The 18,832-nt window shown below is 70.0% G+C and carries 17 protein-coding genes; 12 read left to right on the top strand and 5 right to left on the bottom strand.

Annotated elements, in window-relative coordinates; all coding sequences use genetic code 11:
* The first annotated feature begins 335 nt into the window (after positions 1-335).
* The 9 genes from HF995_RS01005 (at position 336) to HF995_RS00965 (ending at position 8,890) form a co-directional block, all read left to right on the top strand.
* Positions 336-1,289: an ABC transporter ATP-binding protein gene (locus tag HF995_RS01005; RefSeq protein WP_210727045.1), complete on the top strand. Its 954-nt coding sequence runs from the start codon at positions 336-338 to the stop codon at positions 1,287-1,289.
* Positions 1,286-2,032 (top strand): ABC transporter, encoded by a 747-nt coding sequence (locus tag HF995_RS01000; RefSeq protein WP_168445976.1) that lies wholly within the window; start codon positions 1,286-1,288, stop codon positions 2,030-2,032. Before HF995_RS01005 ends, HF995_RS01000 begins: the two co-directional genes overlap by 4 nt.
* Positions 2,032-2,838, top strand: a complete 807-nt coding sequence (locus tag HF995_RS13685; RefSeq protein WP_168445975.1) for an ABC transporter permease — start codon at positions 2,032-2,034, stop codon at positions 2,836-2,838. Before HF995_RS01000 ends, HF995_RS13685 begins: the two co-directional genes overlap by 1 nt.
* Positions 2,839-2,960: 122 nt before the next feature.
* Complete coding sequence (gene tig, locus HF995_RS00990) at positions 2,961-4,307, top strand: trigger factor (RefSeq protein WP_168445974.1); 1,347 nt, start codon at positions 2,961-2,963, stop codon at positions 4,305-4,307.
* A gap of 177 nt (positions 4,308-4,484) precedes the next feature.
* The gene (locus HF995_RS00985; RefSeq protein WP_286189126.1) at positions 4,485-5,114 is read left to right on the top strand and encodes an ATP-dependent Clp protease proteolytic subunit; all 630 of its coding nucleotides are present in this window, start codon (positions 4,485-4,487) and stop codon (positions 5,112-5,114) included.
* Positions 5,115-5,160: 46 nt separating this feature from the next.
* On the top strand, positions 5,161-5,871 hold the full coding sequence (locus HF995_RS00980; RefSeq protein ID WP_350308680.1) for an ATP-dependent Clp protease proteolytic subunit: 711 nt from the start codon (positions 5,161-5,163) through the stop codon (positions 5,869-5,871).
* A gap of 105 nt (positions 5,872-5,976) precedes the next feature.
* Positions 5,977-7,248 (top strand): ATP-dependent Clp protease ATP-binding subunit ClpX, encoded by a 1,272-nt coding sequence (gene clpX, locus HF995_RS00975; RefSeq protein ID WP_168445973.1) that lies wholly within the window; start codon positions 5,977-5,979, stop codon positions 7,246-7,248.
* Positions 7,248-7,583 (top strand): chorismate mutase, encoded by a 336-nt coding sequence (locus HF995_RS00970; RefSeq protein ID WP_168445972.1) that lies wholly within the window; start codon positions 7,248-7,250, stop codon positions 7,581-7,583. The genes clpX and HF995_RS00970 overlap by 1 nt, the downstream gene beginning before the upstream one ends.
* A 116-nt stretch (positions 7,584-7,699) precedes the next feature.
* Entirely contained in the window at positions 7,700-8,890 is a 1,191-nt protein-coding gene (locus HF995_RS00965; RefSeq protein WP_168445971.1) for a baeRF2 domain-containing protein, read from the top strand.
* An 87-nt stretch (positions 8,891-8,977) separates the two neighbouring features.
* On the opposite strand, the gene HF995_RS00960 is transcribed toward HF995_RS00965, so the two are convergent.
* The 5 genes from HF995_RS00960 to valS all read right to left on the bottom strand — a co-directional run bounded on the left by HF995_RS00960 (position 8,978) and on the right by valS (position 16,143).
* Positions 8,978-9,751 carry an amino acid ABC transporter ATP-binding protein gene (locus tag HF995_RS00960; RefSeq protein WP_168445970.1) on the bottom strand — a complete coding sequence of 258 codons (774 nt, stop codon included), beginning with the start codon at positions 9,749-9,751 and terminating at the stop codon, positions 8,978-8,980.
* On the bottom strand, positions 9,748-10,587 hold the full coding sequence (locus HF995_RS00955; RefSeq protein WP_168445969.1) for an amino acid ABC transporter permease: 840 nt from the start codon (positions 10,585-10,587) through the stop codon (positions 9,748-9,750). Before HF995_RS00955 ends, HF995_RS00960 begins: the two co-directional genes overlap by 4 nt.
* 7 nt (positions 10,588-10,594) lie before the next feature.
* The gene (locus tag HF995_RS00950; protein ID WP_168445968.1) at positions 10,595-11,395 is read right to left on the bottom strand and encodes a transporter substrate-binding domain-containing protein; all 801 of its coding nucleotides are present in this window, start codon (positions 11,393-11,395) and stop codon (positions 10,595-10,597) included.
* 122 nt (positions 11,396-11,517) lie between these two features.
* Positions 11,518-13,314 carry an AMP-dependent synthetase/ligase gene (locus tag HF995_RS00945; protein WP_168445967.1) on the bottom strand — a complete coding sequence of 599 codons (1,797 nt, stop codon included), beginning with the start codon at positions 13,312-13,314 and terminating at the stop codon, positions 11,518-11,520.
* Between the two features lie 114 nt (positions 13,315-13,428).
* The gene (gene valS / locus HF995_RS00940; protein WP_210727043.1) at positions 13,429-16,143 is read right to left on the bottom strand and encodes a valine--tRNA ligase; all 2,715 of its coding nucleotides are present in this window, start codon (positions 16,141-16,143) and stop codon (positions 13,429-13,431) included.
* Positions 16,144-16,261: 118 nt separating this feature from the next.
* Between valS and HF995_RS00935 the strand changes: the two genes are divergently transcribed.
* The 3 genes from HF995_RS00935 to HF995_RS00925 are packed head-to-tail and all read left to right on the top strand — an operon-like array spanning position 16,262 to position 18,828.
* Positions 16,262-17,260 (top strand): TIGR03557 family F420-dependent LLM class oxidoreductase, encoded by a 999-nt coding sequence (locus tag HF995_RS00935; RefSeq protein ID WP_168445966.1) that lies wholly within the window; start codon positions 16,262-16,264, stop codon positions 17,258-17,260.
* On the top strand, positions 17,257-18,045 hold the full coding sequence (locus HF995_RS00930; protein WP_168445965.1) for a coenzyme F420-0:L-glutamate ligase: 789 nt from the start codon (positions 17,257-17,259) through the stop codon (positions 18,043-18,045). The genes HF995_RS00935 and HF995_RS00930 overlap by 4 nt, the downstream gene beginning before the upstream one ends.
* 45 nt (positions 18,046-18,090) lie before the next feature.
* Complete coding sequence (locus HF995_RS00925; RefSeq protein WP_168445964.1) at positions 18,091-18,828, top strand: alpha/beta fold hydrolase; 738 nt, start codon at positions 18,091-18,093, stop codon at positions 18,826-18,828.
* The last annotated feature ends 4 nt before the right edge of the window (positions 18,829-18,832 follow it).

The following is an 18,832-nucleotide window of genomic DNA, read 5'->3' as shown; positions in this document are numbered from 1 at the left end:
TGGGGTGCTGACGCAACTTCAGCACTCATGGTGACAGAACCTCTCGTGAGAGGCCCCTGAGGGGCTTCGTACGGGAGGTTTCGTCGCTTCCGGGGGGCTCGGCGGGCGTGGTGGGGTGGTCGACGACGTTGTCGCGCTCGCGGGAGGTGCGCTCTAGCAGGCCGTGAGCGGGTGGCACCGTGCTCGGCGGCCCGTGGCTCCCGTGAATATTGATGTCGCGTCGTCGTGCGGTTGTTTAGGGTGCGGAGCATCGCTGACGCCTCTCGCCACGATCGCTCCGTTGTGCGGCCCGGTGGGGGCGAACAGTTTCGTGCTCAGCAAGACAGGGGGACTCCGTGGTGGCACTCGAGATGGACGACGTCTTGCGCAGCTTCGAGACTGCTGGCGGCGAGCGCACGGCCGTCGCACACCTCTCCCTGCACGTCGATCCTGGCGAGATCCTCTGCCTGCTCGGTCCGAACGGCGCCGGCAAGACGACGACCGTGCGGATGGCGTCCACGCTCCTGCGCCCCACGTCGGGTCGAGTGACGATCGCTGGCGTCGACGCCGTGCGGGACCCTCGTGGGGCCCGGCGCGGGCTCGGGCTCGTCCTCGGCGGTGACCGAGGCTTCTACATGAGGGCCTCCGCCCGTGAGAACGTGCGGTTCTTCGGCGTGCTGCAAGGGCTGACCTCCCGGGAGGCCCGCAGGCGCACGGAGATCGTCCTCGAGCAGGTGGGCCTCGCGGACCGGGCGTCGGACCCGGTCGAGGCTCTCTCCCGCGGGATGCGACAGCGGCTGCACATCGCTCGTGCGCTCACGTCGTCGCCGCGGCTCCTCCTGCTCGACGAGCCGTCGACCGGCCTCGACCCGCAGACGGCGCGTGACCTGCGGTCGCTCGTCCGCGGTCTCGTGGACGACGGCGCCGCGATCCTCCTGACGACCCATGACATGCGTGAGGCCGAACAGCTCGCGGACCGCGTGGCCGTCATCGACCACGGGCGCATGGTCGCGCACGGGGGAGTGCCCGAGATCGCGCGGTCGGCAGGTGTCACGTCCGTCGTCAGCTGGCAGGTGCCTGCCGACAGCGCACCGCCGACAGGGGCGCTCGAGAGCATCCCCGGCGTCCGCGCCGTCGTGACGAGCGAACGCAACGGCATCACGACGGTCGACGTGCTCCTCTCGGGAGCGCCCGGGTCCGTGGCCCTCGTCCGTGCGGCCGCGGGGCCGGGCACGCTGGCCGGGCCGGCCGAGCGACCGGCGACCCTCGAAGAGGTGTACCTGGCGCTGCTAGAGCCGGTCGCCGCATGACGGCGGCCCGCGACTTCTTGGCTCTGCCCGCTCTCGCGCTGTTCCAGGTGAAGCAGCTCGCACGGACCTCCTTCTTCCTGCAGACCGCGCTCGCGGCGCCCGCCGCATTCATGCTGCTTCGCCTCACCGCAGGCGTGGAGTCGCGAGACCTGTGGTTCGACGGCCTCGTCGCCGGGATCTGGGCGACCACGACGACAGCGACAGGCATGCTCGGCTATCAGCGCTACCTCGGGACGTTCGAGCTCCTGCTCGCATCCCCGCGCCGTCTCGGCGTCGTCTTCGGCGCGATCTTCACGGCCGCCGCCGCGCTCGGCCTCGTCGGCCTGCCTGTCGCGGTCGCGCTCCAGGTCGCGTCGGGGAGCGCGCCCGTCGTCGGGTCACAGCAGGCGCTCGGCGTCACGGTGGGGCTCGTGGCGTGCGTCGCGTCAGCCCACGTGCTCGCTGCGGCCTTCGTCGCGACCCGCCGAGCGACGGCGTTCGAGCCGCTCCTGCTCGTCCCGGTGTGGCTGCTGGTCGGCGTCGTGATCCCTGCGCAGGCCATGCCGCGTCCCGTGGAGATCCTCGCGTTGCTGCACCCGCTGACGAGCGCGGTGCGTGCGGAGCGGGCGGCGACGCCGACGGACGCGCTCACCTGGGCGCTCGCGTCGTTCGTCCTGAGCGTCGGGTGGCTCGTCGTCGGAGTCCGGCTCCTCGCGCGGGCGCAGGATCGTACCGCTGTGCGCGGCACGAGCGGGGTGGCGTGATGCGAGGCCTCGTCGCGAACGTTCAGGCTGGCGCCCTGATCGCCTGGCGGACGCTGCCCGAGCTCGGCAGCCCCGCCCTCGTCGTCGTGAGGCTCGTGCTCGTCCCGGGTTTCACCGCCCTCTTCTATCTCGCGATCGCGAGCCGTGGCGACCTTGGCGACGCGAGTTTCGGCGACGCTCTCGCGGCCGCGTGCGTCGCCGCTGGCGTCGCCGCAGCGGTCTCCTGCGCGACGCTCCTCTCGTTCGACCGCTTCGAGGGCACGACCGAGCAGTGGGCGCTCGCGGACCGTCGGGCGGCGTCGCTCGTCTCGATCGGGCGCAATGCCGTGGTCCTCGCGTTCGGGTTCTGCTCCGGCGTCTCGAGCATCCTCGCGCTCGCCGCCTTCCGCGCCGTCGACCTGCGCGACGACGGAAGGGTCGGCCTCGCGGTGGCGTGCCTGCTCGTGGCGTCGCTCAGCGGCGTCGGGCTCGGTCTGTTCGTCGGCGTCGTCAGCGCGACGATGCGTGACTCGTTGCTCCTCGTGAACCTGACCGAGCTCGGTCTGCCCGTCTTCGCGGGCGCCGCCGCGGCGATCACGAACCTGCCGGCTCCAGCGTTCTGGTTGGCGGCGGCCTTGCCGACCGGATGGGTGACCGAGGCGGCGCGTTCGGCGGGCGCGGCACATTCTGCGGGCGCGGCGCAGCCCGCGTCCGGCTACCTCGTCGCAGCGCTCGTGACGGGCGCCGTCTGGGCGGCTGCAGCCGTCGCCCTCGGGGCTGCGCGTGCACGACGTCGCCGGGACGGGCGCAGCGTCGCCACCTTCTGACGGTCGCACGTCACCGGGTCCGGCTCGCGTACCCGCAAGCCCAGCGATGGCGTAGGATTGACGGGTTACCCGCGCGCCGGTGCGTCTGCCCGGTCGGCCCCCGATCATCTGGAGATCAGCAAGTGAAGAGCGCCGTCGAGAACCTGGAGCCCACCAAGGTCAAGCTGACCGTGGAGGTGGCGTACGACGAGCTCAAGCCGAGCATCGACCACGCCTACGAGCACATCGCCAAGGACGTGACCGTCCCCGGCTTCCGCAAGGGCAAGGTCCCCGCACGCATCATCGACCAGCGTTTTGGTCGTGGCGCGGTCCTCGAACACGCCATCAACGAGGGCCTGCCGGGCTTCTACTCCGACGCGGTCCGTGAGCACGAGCTCCGCCCGCTCGCGCAGCCGACCGTCGAGGTCACCAAGGTTCCGGACCCCTCCGAGACCGACGGTGAGCTGCACTTCACGGCCGAGGTCGAGGTCCGCCCGACGCTCGACCTCCCCGAGCTGTCGTCGCTGAACATCTCGGTCGACGACGTCGAGGTCACGGACGAGGATGTCGCCGAGCGTCGCGACGCCCTGCGGGAGCGCTTCGGCTCGCTCGTCGGCGTCGACCGCCCGGCCCAGGACGGCGACTTCGTCGTCATCGACATGACCGCCAAGATCGAGGACGAGGAGATCGACTCGATCTCCGGCACGTCCTACCAGATCGGCTCGGGCACGATGCTCGACGGTCTCGACGAGGCACTGATCGGCCTCTCGGCCGGCGAGTCCACGACCTTCACCTCGCCCCTCGCCGGCGGCGAGCACGAGGGCAAGGACGCGACCATCTCGGTCACGGCCACCTCGGTCAAGACCCGCGAGCTGCCTGAGGCCGACGACGAGTTCGCCCAGCTGGCGTCCGAGTTCGACACGATGGCTGAGCTCGACGAGGACCTGCGCAAGCAGGTCGCGTCCATGAAGACGTCCAACCAGGCGGTCCAGGCGCGCGACGCGCTCCTCGAGGCGCTCAAGGGCGCCATCGAGATCCCGGTCCCGTCCGGCGTCGTCGAGGCCGAGGTCCACCGTCACCTCGAGGGTGAGGGTCGTCTCGAGGACGACGAGCACCGCACCGAGGTCACCACCGAGGCCACGACCGCCATCACCAACCAGATCCTGCTCGACACCCTCGCCGAGAGCCTCGACGTCAAGGTCGCGCAGGGCGAGCTCCTCGAGTACCTGCTCGGCGCCGCGCGCCAGTACGGCATGGACCCGAACGAGTTCATCAAGCAGATCGACGGCTCCGGCCAGATCCCGCAGATCGTCGGAGAGGTCGCCCGTTCGAAGGCCCTCGCCGTCGCGCTGCGCCAGATCGAGGTCAAGGACGCGTCGGGCAACGTCGTCGACCTGTCCGAGTTCATCGGATCCGACGAGGACGACGCCGCCGTGTCGGCCGTAGAGGAGGCCGCCGAGGCCGCTGCCGAGGAGTCCGAGGAGGCCTGAGCCTTCCCGCACCAGCACGAACACCGCGAAGGCCGCGCCCCGACGGGCGCGGCCTTCGCGCTGCCCGGCCCGGTGTCGCAGAGCATGTGCGCCCAAAGCGAAAAGGGGCCCGCAGCGGGCAGAGACCGCAGGGGTCCCGCGTTAGGGTCGACGAAGGTGAAACCCATACATAGGGAGATGAGCGTGAACGAGCAGATGCCGGTGGCAGCCCGCGGTGACGTGGCAGGCCTGGGCCTGAACGACTCCATCTACAACAGGCTCCTCAAGGAGCGCATCATCTGGCTCGGCTCGGAGGTGCGCGACGAGAACGCCAACGCGATCTGCGCGCAGATGATGCTCCTGGCCGCGGAGGACCCTGAGAAGGACATCTTCCTGTACATCAACTCGCCCGGTGGCTCGATCACCGCAGGCATGGCGATCTACGACACGATGCAGTTCATCCAGCCCGACGTCGCGACCGTCGCGATGGGCATGGCCGCCTCGATGGGGCAGTTCCTGCTCTCCTCGGGCGCCAAGGGCAAGCGCTTCGCGACGCCGCACGCCCGCGTCATGATGCACCAGCCCTCGGGCGGCATCGGCGGCACCGCGACCGACGTCCGTATCAACGCCGAGCTGATCCTCCACATGAAGCGGGTGCTCGCCGAGCTCATCGCCGAGCAGACCGGCAAGACCGTCGAGCAGATCAACCAGGACTCCGACCGCGACCGCTGGTTCACCGCGACCGAGGCCCTCGAGTACGGCTTCATCGACCACGTCGTCACCCACGCCGGTTCCGTCCCTGGCGGCGGCGGCACGGCGAACGCCTGACGCGTCCGCCTCCCACCCCAGGTCACCGAGCTTCCAGGAGAAACCAGTGAGCATCGAGTCCCAGTACATCTCCACCGCCCAGCGGCTGGCCGGCCCCTATGGTGCCGCGCTCGCCGGGGGCATGGCCCCTGCCGGTCCGTCCAACCGGTACGTGCTCCCCAGCTTTGAGGAGCGCACCCCCTACGGCTTCAAGCGTCAGGACCCGTACGCCAAGCTGTTCGAGGACCGCATCATCTTCCTCGGCGTCCAGGTCGACGACGCATCCGCCGACGATGTCATGGCCCAGCTCCTCGTTCTCGAGAGCCAGGACCCGGACCGTGACATCAACATGTACATCAACTCGCCCGGTGGCTCGTTCACCGCGATGACGGCCATCTACGACACGATGCAGTACATCAAGTCGCAGGTGCAGACCGTCTGCCTCGGCCAGGCGGCTTCCGCTGCCGCCGTGCTGCTCGCCGCCGGCCAGCCGGGCAAGCGCCTCGCCTTGCCGAACGCGCGCGTGCTGATCCACCAGCCCGCGATGGAGGGCGGCGGCTACGCGCAGGCGTCCGACATCGAGATCCACGCGAACGAGCTCATCCGCATGCGCGAGTGGCTCGAGGACACTCTCGCCCTGCACACCGGCAACCCGGTCGAGCAGGTGCGTCAGGACATCGAGCGCGACAAGATCCTCTCGGCACAGCAGGCCGCCGACTACGGGATCGTCGACCAGGTCATGGAGAGCCGGAAGGCGAAGATCCTGCCGAAGGCCTGAACCCACCCGCCGGAGCGTCGGAACTGACATCGGCGCTCCGGTGGTGTGCAATGGACTCGACAGCCGTCACTCGCTCGGAGAGACGGCGCTGAAAGGGGCAAGGCTTTGGCACGCATCGGAGACGGCGCCGACCTGCTCAAGTGCTCCTTCTGCGGGAAGTCGCAGAAGCAGGTCAAGAAGCTCATCGCCGGGCCGGGCGTCTACATCTGCGACGAGTGCATCGAGCTGTGCAACGAGATCATCGAGGAGGAGCTCACCGAGTCCGTCGAGACGGGACTCGCGGAGCTGCCGAAGCCTCGCACGATCTTCGACTTCCTCAGCCAGTACATCGTCGGTCAGGACGCCGCGAAGCGTGCCCTCGCCGTCGCCGTCTACAACCACTACAAGCGCATCCAGGCAGGCCTGAGCGGCAAGCCGACGGCCGACGACGACGACCAGGTCGAGATCGCCAAGTCGAACATCCTGCTCATCGGTCCCACCGGTACGGGCAAGACGTACCTCGCGCAGACGCTCGCGAAGATGCTCAACGTCCCGTTCGCGATCGCCGACGCGACCGCGCTCACCGAAGCCGGCTATGTCGGTGAGGACGTCGAGAACATCCTCCTCAAGCTCATCCAGGCCGCTGACTTCGACGTCAAGAAGGCCGAGACGGGCATCATCTACATCGACGAGGTCGACAAGATCGCCCGCAAGTCGGAGAACCCGTCGATCACGCGCGACGTGTCCGGCGAGGGCGTGCAGCAGGCGCTGCTGAAGATCATCGAGGGGACGGTCGCCTCCGTCCCGCCGCAGGGTGGCCGCAAGCACCCGCACCAGGAGTTCATCCAGATCGACACGTCGAACGTCCTGTTCATCGTCGCGGGTGCGTTCGCGGGCCTCGAGGAGATCATCGCGCAGCGCGTGCGCAAGCGCGGCGTCGGCTTCGGTGCGCCCATGGACTCCGACGAGGAAGGCGACCTCTTCGGAGAGGTCCGTCCCGAGGACCTCGTGAAGTTCGGTCTGATCCCCGAGTTCATCGGCCGTCTGCCGGTCGTCACGTCCGTGTCGAAGCTCGACGAGGACGCGCTCGTCAGCATCCTGACCCAGCCGCGCAACGCGCTCGTCAAGCAGTACCGCCGCATGTTCGAGATCGACGGGGTCGAGCTCGAGCTGACCGAGGAGGCGCTCGTGACGATCGCGGCCAAGGCGCTCGAGCGCAAGACCGGTGCCCGCGGCCTGCGAGCGATCCTGGAGGAGACCCTCCAGCCGATCATGTTCGACATCCCCAGCCGCGAGGACATCGACCGCGTCATCGTCGACCGTGACGTCGTGCTCGGTGAGGGCGAGCCGCAGTTCGTCATGCGACCCGACGACCTGCACCGCGAGAAGAGCGCCTGATGGGGGAGCCCGCCTCCGAGCTTCCCGACGAGATCGTCCGTCTGCGCCACTCGATCGACAACATCGACGGTGCGTTGATGTACCTGCTCGCCGAGCGTTTCAAGTGCACCCAGCGCGTCGGAGAGCTCAAGGCGCAGGGCGGCCTCCCCCCGGAAGACCTCGGCCGCGAGACCGAGCAGATCGAGCGCCTCGCGCAGATCGCTGCGAGCGCCGGGCTCGACCCCGTGTTCGCGGAGCGCTTCCGCACCTTCGTCGTCACCGAGGTCAAGCGCCGTCACCAGCTCATCGCCGAGCAGGGCGACGGCGAGGCGCCGATCCTCGACATCTACTCCTAGAGCCCGCACCCCGCCCGCTGTCGCTCACGCCGAGCGATGGCGGGCGTCGTCGTTCCGGCGGAGAGTAGAGGGACGGCCGGCCACCCCGGGCCGGCCACGGCGAAACGAGGGTCGCGATGAAGCTTGACTGGATCCGTCCGCTGCTGGGCCGCAAGGCTCCGTTCACTACCGTGTCGATCGACGTGACGCGCGAAGGTGGCCGAGCAGACCGGGAGGTCGAGGAGCGATGGCGCTCCCTGCACCGGTCGCTCCAGGAGGCAGGCACGCCTACGTCGCTCCTCACGGAGCTTGACGAGGCGCTCGGACGCCCTGTGCGCCGACTCGGAGCCCGTGGCCGCGTCATCGTCGCCACTGACGACGAGGGAATCCTCGTCGACCGTCTCGTCCGGGTCGCACCAGTCACCTCGACCGCCGTGCGCGGGCCGGTGCCCGAGCTTTTGCTCGCCTCCTTGTACGGCGACGAGAACGTCGACCACGTGGTCGTGCTCGTCGACCGCAGCGGTGCCGACATCGTGCGAGAGGGCTGGGGGGCCGCTGACGTCGCCTGGCACGCGACCGTCGAGGGCAGCCACGACGAGATCGAGAACGTCCGCGCCGGCGGCACGTCCGAGGGCAGGATCGAGAACCGCGCGATCGACTCGTGGGAGCGCAACGCCGAGGAGGTCGCCGCAGCGCTCGACGGGCTCGTCACCCGTGACGCGCCCGAGGCGATCGTGATCTCAGGCGACAAGCGGGCCGTGAGCCTCGTCGAGTCCGCGCTCGGACAGCGGGCGCGTGCCCTCACGGTCGTGGTCCCCGGCGGCAGCCGGAACCCCGGCGCGAAGGAGGACACGTTCCAGCAGCAGGTCGAGGAGGCGCTCGAGGCGTGCCGTGCCCACCGGCGTGACCGTGTCCTGGAGAGGTTCGAGGAGCACCACGGCAAGGGTGGACGCGCCGTGTCCTCGCTCGCTGACGTCGTCGACGTGCTGCGGAAGGGACAGGTCGAGGAGCTGATCGTCTCCGAGGACGTCGCGCAGCAGACGGTCGTCACCGGAAGCGTGTGGGTCGGTGACGACCCCTTCGAGATCGCGGTGTCCCGCGGCGAGCTCGAGGACCTCGGCATCGAGAACCTTCGTGAGCTGCCGGCGTCGGTCGCGCTCCTGCGCAGCGCGATCGCGCAGGACGCCGGGCTCACCTTCGCGCCTGCTGAGCGGGCACCGCTCGAGGGGGTAGGTGCGTTGCTGCGCTGGCACGACGAGACGACGCCCCGCGAGGGCCTCGCGAGCCTGTCCCGCCCGACCGCGCCCAAGGCGGGGGCACCCGCCTGAACGGCCCTCTCGACGCGAGCCTGACGGCGCGTGGAGAAGCGAAGGGCGCGGTGCTCACGCACCGCGCCCTTCGCTTCTGTCCGTCGCTCAGTCCTCGTCGCCCGGGTGGGCGCGGGTGGGGTCGAGGACCCGCTCGAGGAAGAGTCGCGTGCGCGGCTCCTGCGGGTTGCCGATGACCTCGGCGGGCGGGCCCTGCTCGACGATGACGCCGCCGTCGATGAAGACGACGCGGTCGGCGACCTCGCGGGCGAAAGCCATCTCGTGGGTGACGACCATCATGGTCATGCCGCCCTCCGCGAGCTCGCGCATGACGGCGAGCACGTCGCCCACGAGCTCCGGGTCGAGGGCTGACGTCGGCTCGTCGAACAGCATGAGCTGGGGGTCCATGCTGAGCGCGCGAGCGATCGCGACGCGCTGCTGCTGCCCGCCGGAGAGCTGAGCAGGGTGGGCGGCGCCACGGTCGCCGAGGCCGACGCGCTCGAGATTCTGCAGGGCGATGCGCTCGGCCTCCTCCTTGGAGCGCTTGAGCACCTTGCGCTGCGCGATCGTGCAGTTCTCGAGCACCGTGAGGTGCGCGAAGAGGTTGAAGCCCTGGAACACCATGCCGACGTGCGTACGCACGACGTCGATGTCGACGTCCGGGTCGGTGATCTCCGTGTCGAGCACGACGATCGAGCCCGACGTCGCGGTCTCGAGCTGGTTGACGCAGCGCAGCAGCGTCGACTTGCCCGAGCCCGACGGTCCGATGATGCACACGACCTCGCCCTGCTCGACGGTCAGGTCGACGCCCGTGAGCACCTCGCGGGGCCCGTAGGACTTGTGCAGGTCGCTGATCTGCACGACCGGCGTCGTGGCGTTCATGCGCGGCTCCTAGCGCCCTTGGCCTCGAGCTTTCGCGCGAGGTATCCCAGCGGGATGGTGATGATCAGGTAGCAGAAGCCCACGACGAAGAGCGCCGTCATACCGCCGCCTGCCGGGCTGGACAGTGCGTTCGAGCCGATCTTCGTGAGCTCGAAGTCGGCTGCTGTGAGTCCCAGCCCGAATACGAGGGCCGTGTCCTTCGTCAGGAGGATGACCTCGTTGGTCATCGGCGGCAGGACGATGCGGAACGCCTGCGGGATCACGATCGTCACCATCGTGCGGGTGTGCGACATGCCGAGCGATCGTGCTGCCTCGACCTGCCCCTTGGGGACGGCCTGCAAACCCGCACGGAGCGTCTCCGCGATGTACGCGGCCGACACCATGCCTAGCCCGATCGCGACCTTGGTGACGACCGAGTCGAACTGGACACCGAACGCGAAGGGCACGCCGAACCCGACGGTGAGGACGAACAGCAGTGCGGGGATGCCCCGGAAGAACTCGACGTAGGCGGTCGCGATCGCGCGGTAGAGCCCCACGGACGACAGCCGCATGAGTGCGAGCAGCGTGCCGAGCGCGATACCCACCGCGAACGCGGCGATCGTGTACGTGACCGTGTTGAGGAACGCCTTGGGCAGCTGCGGCAGGACGGCGCGCGCGGCGTCAGGGTTGAAGATGTTGGTACCGACGTTGTCCCAGTCGATCGCCAGGGCGGCGGCGCCCAGGACGACGACGAGCACCGCATACTGGACGACACGAGAGATCAGCGCTCGGCGGCGCGGACTCAGCCGCGCCCGGGCCGGGGCGGTCCGGGCGGCGGCGGGAGCCGGTGACGTCATGGTGTGCTCAGTCCTCAGCCGGGGCGAAGCCGAAGCGCTCGGTGTGGATCTTGGCCCACGTGCCGTCCGACTTCACGCGCGCCAGCGTCGCGTTGACCTTCTCCAGGAGGGCGGTGTTGCCCTTCTTCACGGCGATGCCGTAGACGTCGTCGGTCGGGAGCGTCGCCACGATCGCGAGCTCGTCGCTCTCGTACGTGCCGAGGACCGCGTAGTCGTTGATGACCGCGTCGACCTGGCCGGTCTTCAGGGCCTGGATCTGCAGACCGAGGTCGTCGAACTGGACGCCCGTGAGGTCCTTGTCGGCCACCCAGGTGTCGCCGACCGTGGCCTTCTGGACGCCAATCTTCTTGCCCGCGAGGTCTGCCTCGGTGGCGATGGTGGAGCCCGCCTTGACGAGCACGCCCAGGTCGGCGGCGAAGTACGGCTCCGAGAAGTCGATGTTGGCCTTGCGGCCTTCGGTGATCGACATGCCGGTCGCGACGACGTCGCACTGGCTCGTGTTGAGGGCCGCACCCGACTCCATGGCGTCGAAGCCGACGTTGAGGACCTTCTGCTCGACGCCGAGGTCCTTCGCGATCTCCCCGGTGAGGTCCATGTCGAGGCCGACGATCTGGTCGCCCTCGATGAACTCGAACGGCTCGAACGGCGGGTTGGTGCACACCGTGAGGACGTCGCCCTTGACGAGCGCGACGGCGGGAGCGCCCGACGCGTCGGTCGCGGTGGTGGTGGGCGACTCGGTCGAGGAGCAGCCGGTGAGCACGAGGGCGCCGACGGCGAGGGCTGGGACGAGGTGCTTGAGGGAGGTCATGAGCGTCCTGACGTCTGATCGTGAATGATTATTCCGAGCACATCATACATATACGACCGAGGCGTGAGACATGGTCCTGAGTACCTGTGTGAGGCGATCCACACGTGGTACCCGGTGCGGTGTCACCCGTAGATCGCGTCCACCTGGTCTGCGAAGTCCTTGAGCACGAGCGAGCGCTTCACCTTCAGCGACGGCGTCAGATAACCGTTCGCCTCCGTGAAGTCCGTCGTCAGGACCCGCACCTTGCGGATCGACTCAGCACGCGACACCGCCTTGTTTGCCCGCTCGGCCGCGCGGTGCATCGCCGCGAGCACCTCCGGGTGCTCCGCAGCCTCGGAGACCGACATGACCGGGAGCCCGTGCGAGGAGAGCCAGCCCGGCAGCATCTCGGCGTCGAGCGTCACGAGCGCCGCGATGAACGGGCGCTGATCGCCCACGACCACGCACTGGCTCACGAGCGGGTGGCCACGGAAACGGTCCTCGAGCACCGCTGGCGCGACGTTCTTGCCGCCCGCGGTGATGATGATCTCCTTCTTGCGGCCAGTGATCTGCAGGAAGCCGTCGTCGTCGATCGTGCCGAGGTCGCCCGTGCGGAACCAGCCGTCAGACAGCGCCTCCGCCGTCGCCGCAGGGTTGTTGCGGTAGCCGCGGAACACGTGCGGACCCTTGACGAGAACCTCACCGTCGTCGTCGATCCGCAGGCTCGTCCCCGCGAACGCAGGACCGACCGTCCCGACCTTGATGCGGTCGGGACGGTTGACCGCCGTCGGCGCCGTCGTCTCGGTGAGCCCGTAGCCCTCGAGGATCGTCAGGCCGATGCCGCGGTAGAAGTGCCCGAGCCGCTCGCCGAGCGGCGCACCGCCCGAGATCGCGTATTTCGCCTGACCGCCGAGTGCCGCGCGGAGCTTCGAGAACAGCAGGGCACTCGCGACCTGGTGCTGCGCCTTGAGCACGACGGACGGGCCCTGCGGCGTGTCCCACGCGCGAGACGTCTGGATCGCGACCTTTGCCGCCCACCGGAACAGCTTCAGGCGCGCACCCGAGCCGGCCTTCTGCTCCGACGCGTTGTAGACCTTCTCGAACACGCGCGGCACCGCGAGCAGGTAGGTCGGCTTGAACGTGCTCAGGTCAGGCAGCAGGTTGCGCGTGTCGGGCGTGTGGCCGAGCACGGAGCCCGACGTGATCGCGACGATCTGGATGTACCGCGCGAACACGTGGGCGAGCGGCAGGAACAGCAAGGTGCGAGAGCCCGGCACGGTGCACACCTGCGGCAGCGAGCGGATGCCGTTGCGCGCCAGGTAGGCGAAGCTCCAGTGGGTCATCTCGGCGCCCTTCGGGCGGCCGGTCGTACCCGACGTGTAGATGATCGTCGCGAGGTCGTCGCCACGGACCGCTTCGGTCCGCGCCGCGACGACCGCGTCGTCGACCCCTGCGCCCGCGCGGCGCAGCTCCTCGATCGCGTCGTTCTCGAGGACGAGCACCTCGCGCAGCTCGGGGAGGTCCGTACGGGCCTCGTCGACGAGCGACGCGTGCGCCGACGACTCCACCACGGCGACGCTGACGCCCGCGTCCGAGCAGATCCACCGGACCTGGTCCGCAGAGCTCGTCTCGTAGACGGGGACCGGCACGGCACCCGCAGCCCAGCACGCAAAGTCGAGGAGCGTCCACTCGTAGCGGGTGCGCGACATGATCGCGACGCGGTCGCCCGCCTCGACGCCCTTCGCGACGAGCCCCTTCGCGACCTCGACGACCTCGTCGGCGAAGCGTTGCGCCGTCACGGGGATCCACCCGCCGGCGAGGCCCGCCTTCCGCTCGATCAGCACGCCGCCCGGGTTCGCTGCGACACGCAGCGCGAGGATCGTGCAGAGCGACGAGCCCTCGGGCACGTCGACGAGGTCGGGGGAGGAGGTCTCACGCATGAGGGGCCTTTCGTAACGTCCCTGAGGCGTCGGGCGTGGCGCCGTCGGCGGCGCCACCGGCGTCCGGGTGGCGGGGGCACGCTCGCGCCCCCGCCCGGGTAGGTGGTGTGCTGCTCAGCCGCGCGGCTTGCGCGCCTCGGCCTCGCCGAGCTCCGAGCGGACGACGACGAGGCCGCCCTGGACGTTCGGGTCACCCTGGCCCTCGGCCGCCTCGACGAGCACGAGCTCGCCGGTGACGCGACCAGCACCGCGGACGTCGACGACCGCGGACTCGACCGCGGCGAGAGCGGTTGCCGGCACAGCGAGCTCCGCGAGGAGGATCGGCGTCCGCATCGAGACCTTCGCCTCGGACTTGATCTTGCGCAGCGCGGCGAGAGCGTTGCCAGCGGCCGTCAGGTCCTCGAAGCGAGCGTCACCTGCAGCGACGCGCAGGCCGCCCGAGACGGGCCACGGAGCACGGTGCACCGAACCGGTGCGCCACCACGACCAGACCTCCTCGGTCGCGAACGGCAGCACCGGAGCGAACAGGCGCAGCAACGTGTCGAGCGCGAGGGCGAGCGCCACGCGCGCCGACTGCGTCTCGGCCGACACGTCCTCGCCGCCCCCGCCGTAGGCGCGGTCCTTGACGAGCTCGAGGTAGTCGTCGCAGAACGTCCAGAAGAACGTCTCCGAGATCTCCAGGGCGCGCGTGTGGTCGTACGCCTCGAGCGCCTCGGTCGCGGCGTCGACCACGTCGGCGAGGCCCGCGAGCATCGCACGGTCGAGCGGGACGGTCACGAGGCTCGGGTCGAGACGCACCTCGCCCTCGCCCGCGAACGACAGCGCGAACTTCGACGCGTTGAGGATCTTGATCGCGAGACGCCGGCCGATCTTCATCTGGCCGACCTCGAACGCCGCGTCGGTGCCCAGACGCGCGGACGCCGCCCAGTAGCGCACCGCGTCAGAGCCGTGCTCCTCGAGCAGGCCCATCGGCGTGACGACGTTGCCCTTCGACTTCGACATCTTCTTGCGGTCGGGGTCGAGGATCCACCCGGAGATCGCCGCGTCGGTCCACGGCAGCGAACCGTGCTCGAGGTGCGAGCGCACGACCGTCGAGAACAGCCACGTCCGGATGATGTCCTGGCCCTGCGGGCGCAGGTTCATCGGGAAGACACGCTCGAACAGGTCCGCGTCGTCGAGCCAGCCACCGGCGATCTGCGGGGTGAGCGAGCTCGTCGCCCACGTGTCCATGATGTCGGGGTCGCCCACGAAGCCGTTCGCCTGGCCCCGCTGCTCGGCGGAGTAGCCCGGCGGGACGTCGGAGGACGGGTCGATCGGCAGCGTCGCCTCGTCGGGGACGATCGGGGAGTCCCACACGGGCTCGCCCTCGGCGTCCACGGGATACCAGACCGGGATCGGCACGCCGAAGAAGCGCTGGCGCGAGACGAGCCAGTCGCCGTTGAGGCCGCCGACCCAGTTCGAGTAGCGCACCGCCATGAACTCAGGGTGGAACTTCAGCTCGTCACCGCGCGCGAGCAGCGCCGCGTTGAGGTCCGCGTCGCGGCCACCGTTGCGGATGTACCACTGGCGGCTCGTGACGATCTCGAGCGGCTTGTCGCCCTTCTCGAAGAAGTTCGTCTTGCGACGCGTCGGGACGGGCTCGCCCGCGAGGTCGCCCGACTCCGTGAGCGCCTCGACGATCGCGGTGCGCGCGGAGAACGTCGTCTTGCCGGCGATCTCCTCGAACAGCGCGACACCCCGCTCGGAGCTGATCCATGCGGGGACCTCACGCGTGAGGCGGCCGTCACGGTTCAGGATCGACCGGGTCGGCAGCTGCAGCTCACGCCACCACTGCACGTCCGTCAGGTCGCCGAACGTGCAGCACATCGCGATGCCTGCACCCTTGTCCGGCTCAGCCGCCGGGTGCGCGAGGACCGGCACCTCGACGTCGAACAGCGGGGACCTGACGGTCGTGCCGAAGAGGTCCTTGTAACGCTCGTCGTCCGGGTGCGCGATGAGCGCGACGCACGCGGGCAGCAGCTCGGGGCGCGTCGTCTCGATCTGGACGGCGCTGCCGTCAGCCGCGTGGAAGTCGACCTTGTGGAAGTGGCCTGGGTAGTCGCGAGCCTCGAGCTCCGCCTGCGCCACGGCCGTCTGGAACGTCACGTCCCACAGGCCCGGCGCCTCCGCCTGGTACGCCTCGCCGCGCGCGAGGTTCCGCAGGAACGCCGTCTGCGCGGTCGCCTGGGCCCGCTTGCCGATCGTCTGGTAGTGGTGCGACCAGTCGACCGAGAGCCCGAGGTGGCGCCACAGCGCCTCGAACTGCTTCTCGTCCTCGGCCGTCAGCCGCTCGCACAGCTCGACGAAGTTCTTGCGGCCGATCGGCTGCTGGTCCGCAGCCTTGACGCTCTTGCCCTCAGCACCCTCGAACGGCGGCACGAAGTTCTCGATGTAGGGGAGCGACGGGTCGCAGCGCACTCCGTAGTAGTTCTGCACGCGACGCTCGGTCGGCAGACCGTTGTCGTCCCAGCCCATCGGGTAGAACACGGACTTGCCACGCATGCGCTGGAAGCGCGCGACGACGTCGGTGTGCGTGTAGGAGAACACGTGGCCGACGTGCAGCGACCCCGAGACCGTCGGCGGGGGCGTGTCGATCGAGTAGACGTCCGCGCGCTCCGCCGTGCGGTCGAACGCGTACGTGCCCTCGGCGGCCCAGCGCTCGTCGAGCTTCGTCTCGAGACCGTCGAGGCTGACCTTGTCCGGTACCTCGCCGACGGAGGCGGTGATCACGCCGTGCTGCATGCCCGTGGCGGGCGTCGACTCAGGTCCGGTGGTCTCGGGGGTGCTCATGAGAACCCATGATCCCAGATCCGGGGGGCTGGTGGGCAACTCTGCACGAGCGAGGCGCGCCGAGGCTTCGGCGCATCGTGCCGGGGCACGTGTCGGGGTCGGCAGCTAGGCTCGGCTCATGGACCTGACCATCGGCTACGCCGCCATGCTCGAGCAGTTCCACCCCACCGAGATCATCGAGCTGTCCGCGTACGCGGAGTCGCTCGGCTTCTCCGGTGTCATGGCTGCCGACCACTTCCAGCCGTGGGTCCCGCAGCAGGGGCAGAGCGCGTTCGTGTGGAACGTGCTCTCCGCGCTCGGCGAGCGTACGCGCGGCGACATCGGGCCTGGCGTGACGGCGCCGACGTTCCGCTGGCACCCGGCGATGGTCGCGCAGGCGAGCGCGACGCTCGCCGCGATGTACCCGGGACGGCACTGGCTGGGCCTCGGCTCGGGGGAGGCGCTCAACGAGCACATCGTCGGCCAGTACTGGCCTGAGGCGCCCGAGCGGATCAACCGCATGTTCGAGGCGATCGAGATCATCAAGAAGCTCTTCGCGGCGTCGCTCGCGGGCAAGGACACGAAGCACTCGGGCCAGTTCTACAAGCTCGAGTCGACGCGCCTGTGGACCATGCCGGAGGTCCCGCCGGAGATCCTCGTCGCGACCGCCGGCCCGGTGACGGCGAAGCGCGCGGGCAAGTACGCGGACGGGCTCATCACGGTGGGCGCGCCGCTCGAGAAGATCTCGATGCTGTTCGGCAAGTTCGACGACGGCGCGCGCGAGTCGGGCCGTGACCCGGAGTCGATGCCGAAGGTGCTGCAGATCCACCTGTCCTGGGCTCCGACCGACGAGGAGGCGCTCGCGAACGCGATGACGGAGTGGCCGAACGGCGGCATGAAGTTCCCGAAGGCGGACATCCGTTCGCCGTTCGAGTTCGAGCAGATCGCCCGGCTGGTGCGGCCCGAGGACTTCGAGGGCCGCATGGTCATCTCGTCCGACCCGGACGTGCACCGCGCGAACATCCAGAAGTACGTCGACCTGGGCTTCGACCGCATCTACCTGCACAACGTGGGCCGCAACCAGCGCGAGTGGATCGACGTGTTCGCCAAGGACGTGCTGCCCAAGCTCTCGCGGTGAGCGCCGGCTTCCAGATCTGGGCGTCCGACGGCGTGCCCGAGGTCACCACGGGAGACGACCTCGCGGCGATCGTCGCGTCAGCGTGCCCGGACCTCGCGGATGGTGACGTCGTCGTCGTCGCGAGCAAGATCGTGTCGAAGGCCGAGGGGCGCGTCGTCGCGGCCGACGACCGGGAGGACGCGATCACCGCGGAGACCGTGCGCGTCGTCGCGACGCGCGAGCGGCCGGGCGGACCGCCGCTGCGCATCGTCGAGAACCGGCTCGGGCTCGTCATGGCGGCGGCAGGCGTCGACGCGTCCAACACGCCCGAGGGCACGGTGCTGCTGCTCCCGCTCGACCCGGACGCGTCCGCGGCGCGGCTGCGCGTGGGGCTGCGCGCGCTCCTCGGTGTGCGTGTCGGCGTCGTCGTGACGGACACGGCCGGGCGCGTGTGGCGCGACGGCCTCGTCGACCTCGCGATCGGTGCGGCAGGCGTGCGCGTCGTCGAGGACGAGCGCGGCCGCCGCGACAGCGCGGGCCGCGAGCTGGGGATGACCGTGCGCGCCGTCGCCGACGAGATCGCCGCGGCCGCAGACCTCGCCAAGGGCAAGGTCACAGGGCGTCCCGTCGCGATCGTCCGTGGTCTCGGCCACCTCGTCACGGACGACGACGGCCCGGGAGCCCGCGTCCTGCCGCGCCTCGGGGCGGACGACCTGTTCGCCGAAGGGACGGCCGAGGCATACGCACGCGGACTCGCGGACGGTCGCGCCGTCGCCAGAGCGGGCGACGCGGACGCCCCGAGCTAGCACCGCGCCCCCGGAGTGTCAGGCGCTACCCCTACGCTGCAGGGCATGGACCTGCACGTTCACCGGTACGGCACCCCGCAAGCTCCCCGCATGCTGCTCCTGCACGGGATGACGGAGGACGGCACCACCTGGCCGGACCTCGTCGAGCGGTGGGGCGCGGTATGGGACCTCCTGGCAGTGGACCTGCGCGGGCACGGCCGCTCGCCCCGTCTCACGCAGGACGAGCGGCCGCGGGCCACGGAGGTCATGCTCGACGACGTCGTCGCGCTCCTCGACGAGCAGCCGGCCCCGGTCGTCCTCCTGGGGCACTCGCTCGGGGGGAACCTTGCCCTCCGGGCGGCGCTCCGGCGCCCCGGGGCGGTGCGCGCCCTCGTCCTCGAGGACCCGACGTCGCCTCTGGACCCCTCGGACACGGAACGCTTCGTGGCGGGGAACCTCGCTTTCCTGGACGCGATGGCCGACCGGGACGGTCAGGTGGAGCGGATGCGCGCGCAGACGCGCTGGAGCCATGCCGAGATCGACGCGTGGGCCGACTCGAAGGCGCGGGTGGACCGCGAGGCCGTGACCGGCGGACTCGCTGTCCGCGGTGAGTGGGACGCGCTGTGGGACACGATCGGGGTGCCCACGCTCGTCGTGGTCCCTCCGGGGCCCACGATGAGCCCTGCCGCTCCACGTAGCCCTCTCGTCCGTCGCGTGGTGGTCCCGGGGGCGGGGCACTGCGTACGGAGGGACGAGCCGGAGGCCTTCTGCTCGGCCGTCGAGGACTTTCTCGCGGCGCTGTGAACGG

The sequence above is a fragment of the Sanguibacter hominis ATCC BAA-789 genome, from assembly GCF_012396185.1.
GTDB classification, from domain to species: Bacteria; Actinomycetota; Actinomycetes; order Actinomycetales; family Cellulomonadaceae; genus Flavimobilis; species Flavimobilis hominis.
This window is presented reverse-complemented; position numbering and strand designations above follow the sequence as displayed.

What these genes read in the sequence shown, in the direction of transcription:
- HF995_RS01000 (WP_168445976.1), top strand. Translation starts at nt 1,286, where the DNA reads ATGACGGCGGCCCGCGACTTCTTGGCTCTGCCCGCTCTCGCGCTGTTC.
- HF995_RS13685 (WP_168445975.1), top strand. Translation starts at nt 2,032, where the DNA reads ATGCGAGGCCTCGTCGCGAACGTTCAGGCTGGCGCCCTGATCGCCTGG.
- HF995_RS00985 (WP_286189126.1), top strand. Translation starts at nt 4,485, where the DNA reads ATGAGCGTGAACGAGCAGATGCCGGTGGCAGCCCGCGGTGACGTGGCA.
- HF995_RS00970 (WP_168445972.1), top strand. Translation starts at nt 7,248, where the DNA reads ATGGGGGAGCCCGCCTCCGAGCTTCCCGACGAGATCGTCCGTCTGCGC.
- HF995_RS00965 (WP_168445971.1), top strand. Translation starts at nt 7,700, where the DNA reads ATGAAGCTTGACTGGATCCGTCCGCTGCTGGGCCGCAAGGCTCCGTTC.
- HF995_RS00960 (WP_168445970.1), bottom strand. Translation starts at nt 9,751, where the DNA reads ATGAACGCCACGACGCCGGTCGTGCAGATCAGCGACCTGCACAAGTCC.
- HF995_RS00955 (WP_168445969.1), bottom strand. Translation starts at nt 10,587, where the DNA reads ATGACGTCACCGGCTCCCGCCGCCGCCCGGACCGCCCCGGCCCGGGCG.
- HF995_RS00950 (WP_168445968.1), bottom strand. Translation starts at nt 11,395, where the DNA reads ATGACCTCCCTCAAGCACCTCGTCCCAGCCCTCGCCGTCGGCGCCCTC.
- HF995_RS00945 (WP_168445967.1), bottom strand. Translation starts at nt 13,314, where the DNA reads ATGCGTGAGACCTCCTCCCCCGACCTCGTCGACGTGCCCGAGGGCTCG.
- valS (WP_210727043.1), bottom strand. Translation starts at nt 16,143, where the DNA reads ATGAGCACCCCCGAGACCACCGGACCTGAGTCGACGCCCGCCACGGGC.
- HF995_RS00935 (WP_168445966.1), top strand. Translation starts at nt 16,262, where the DNA reads ATGGACCTGACCATCGGCTACGCCGCCATGCTCGAGCAGTTCCACCCC.
- HF995_RS00925 (WP_168445964.1), top strand. Translation starts at nt 18,091, where the DNA reads ATGGACCTGCACGTTCACCGGTACGGCACCCCGCAAGCTCCCCGCATG.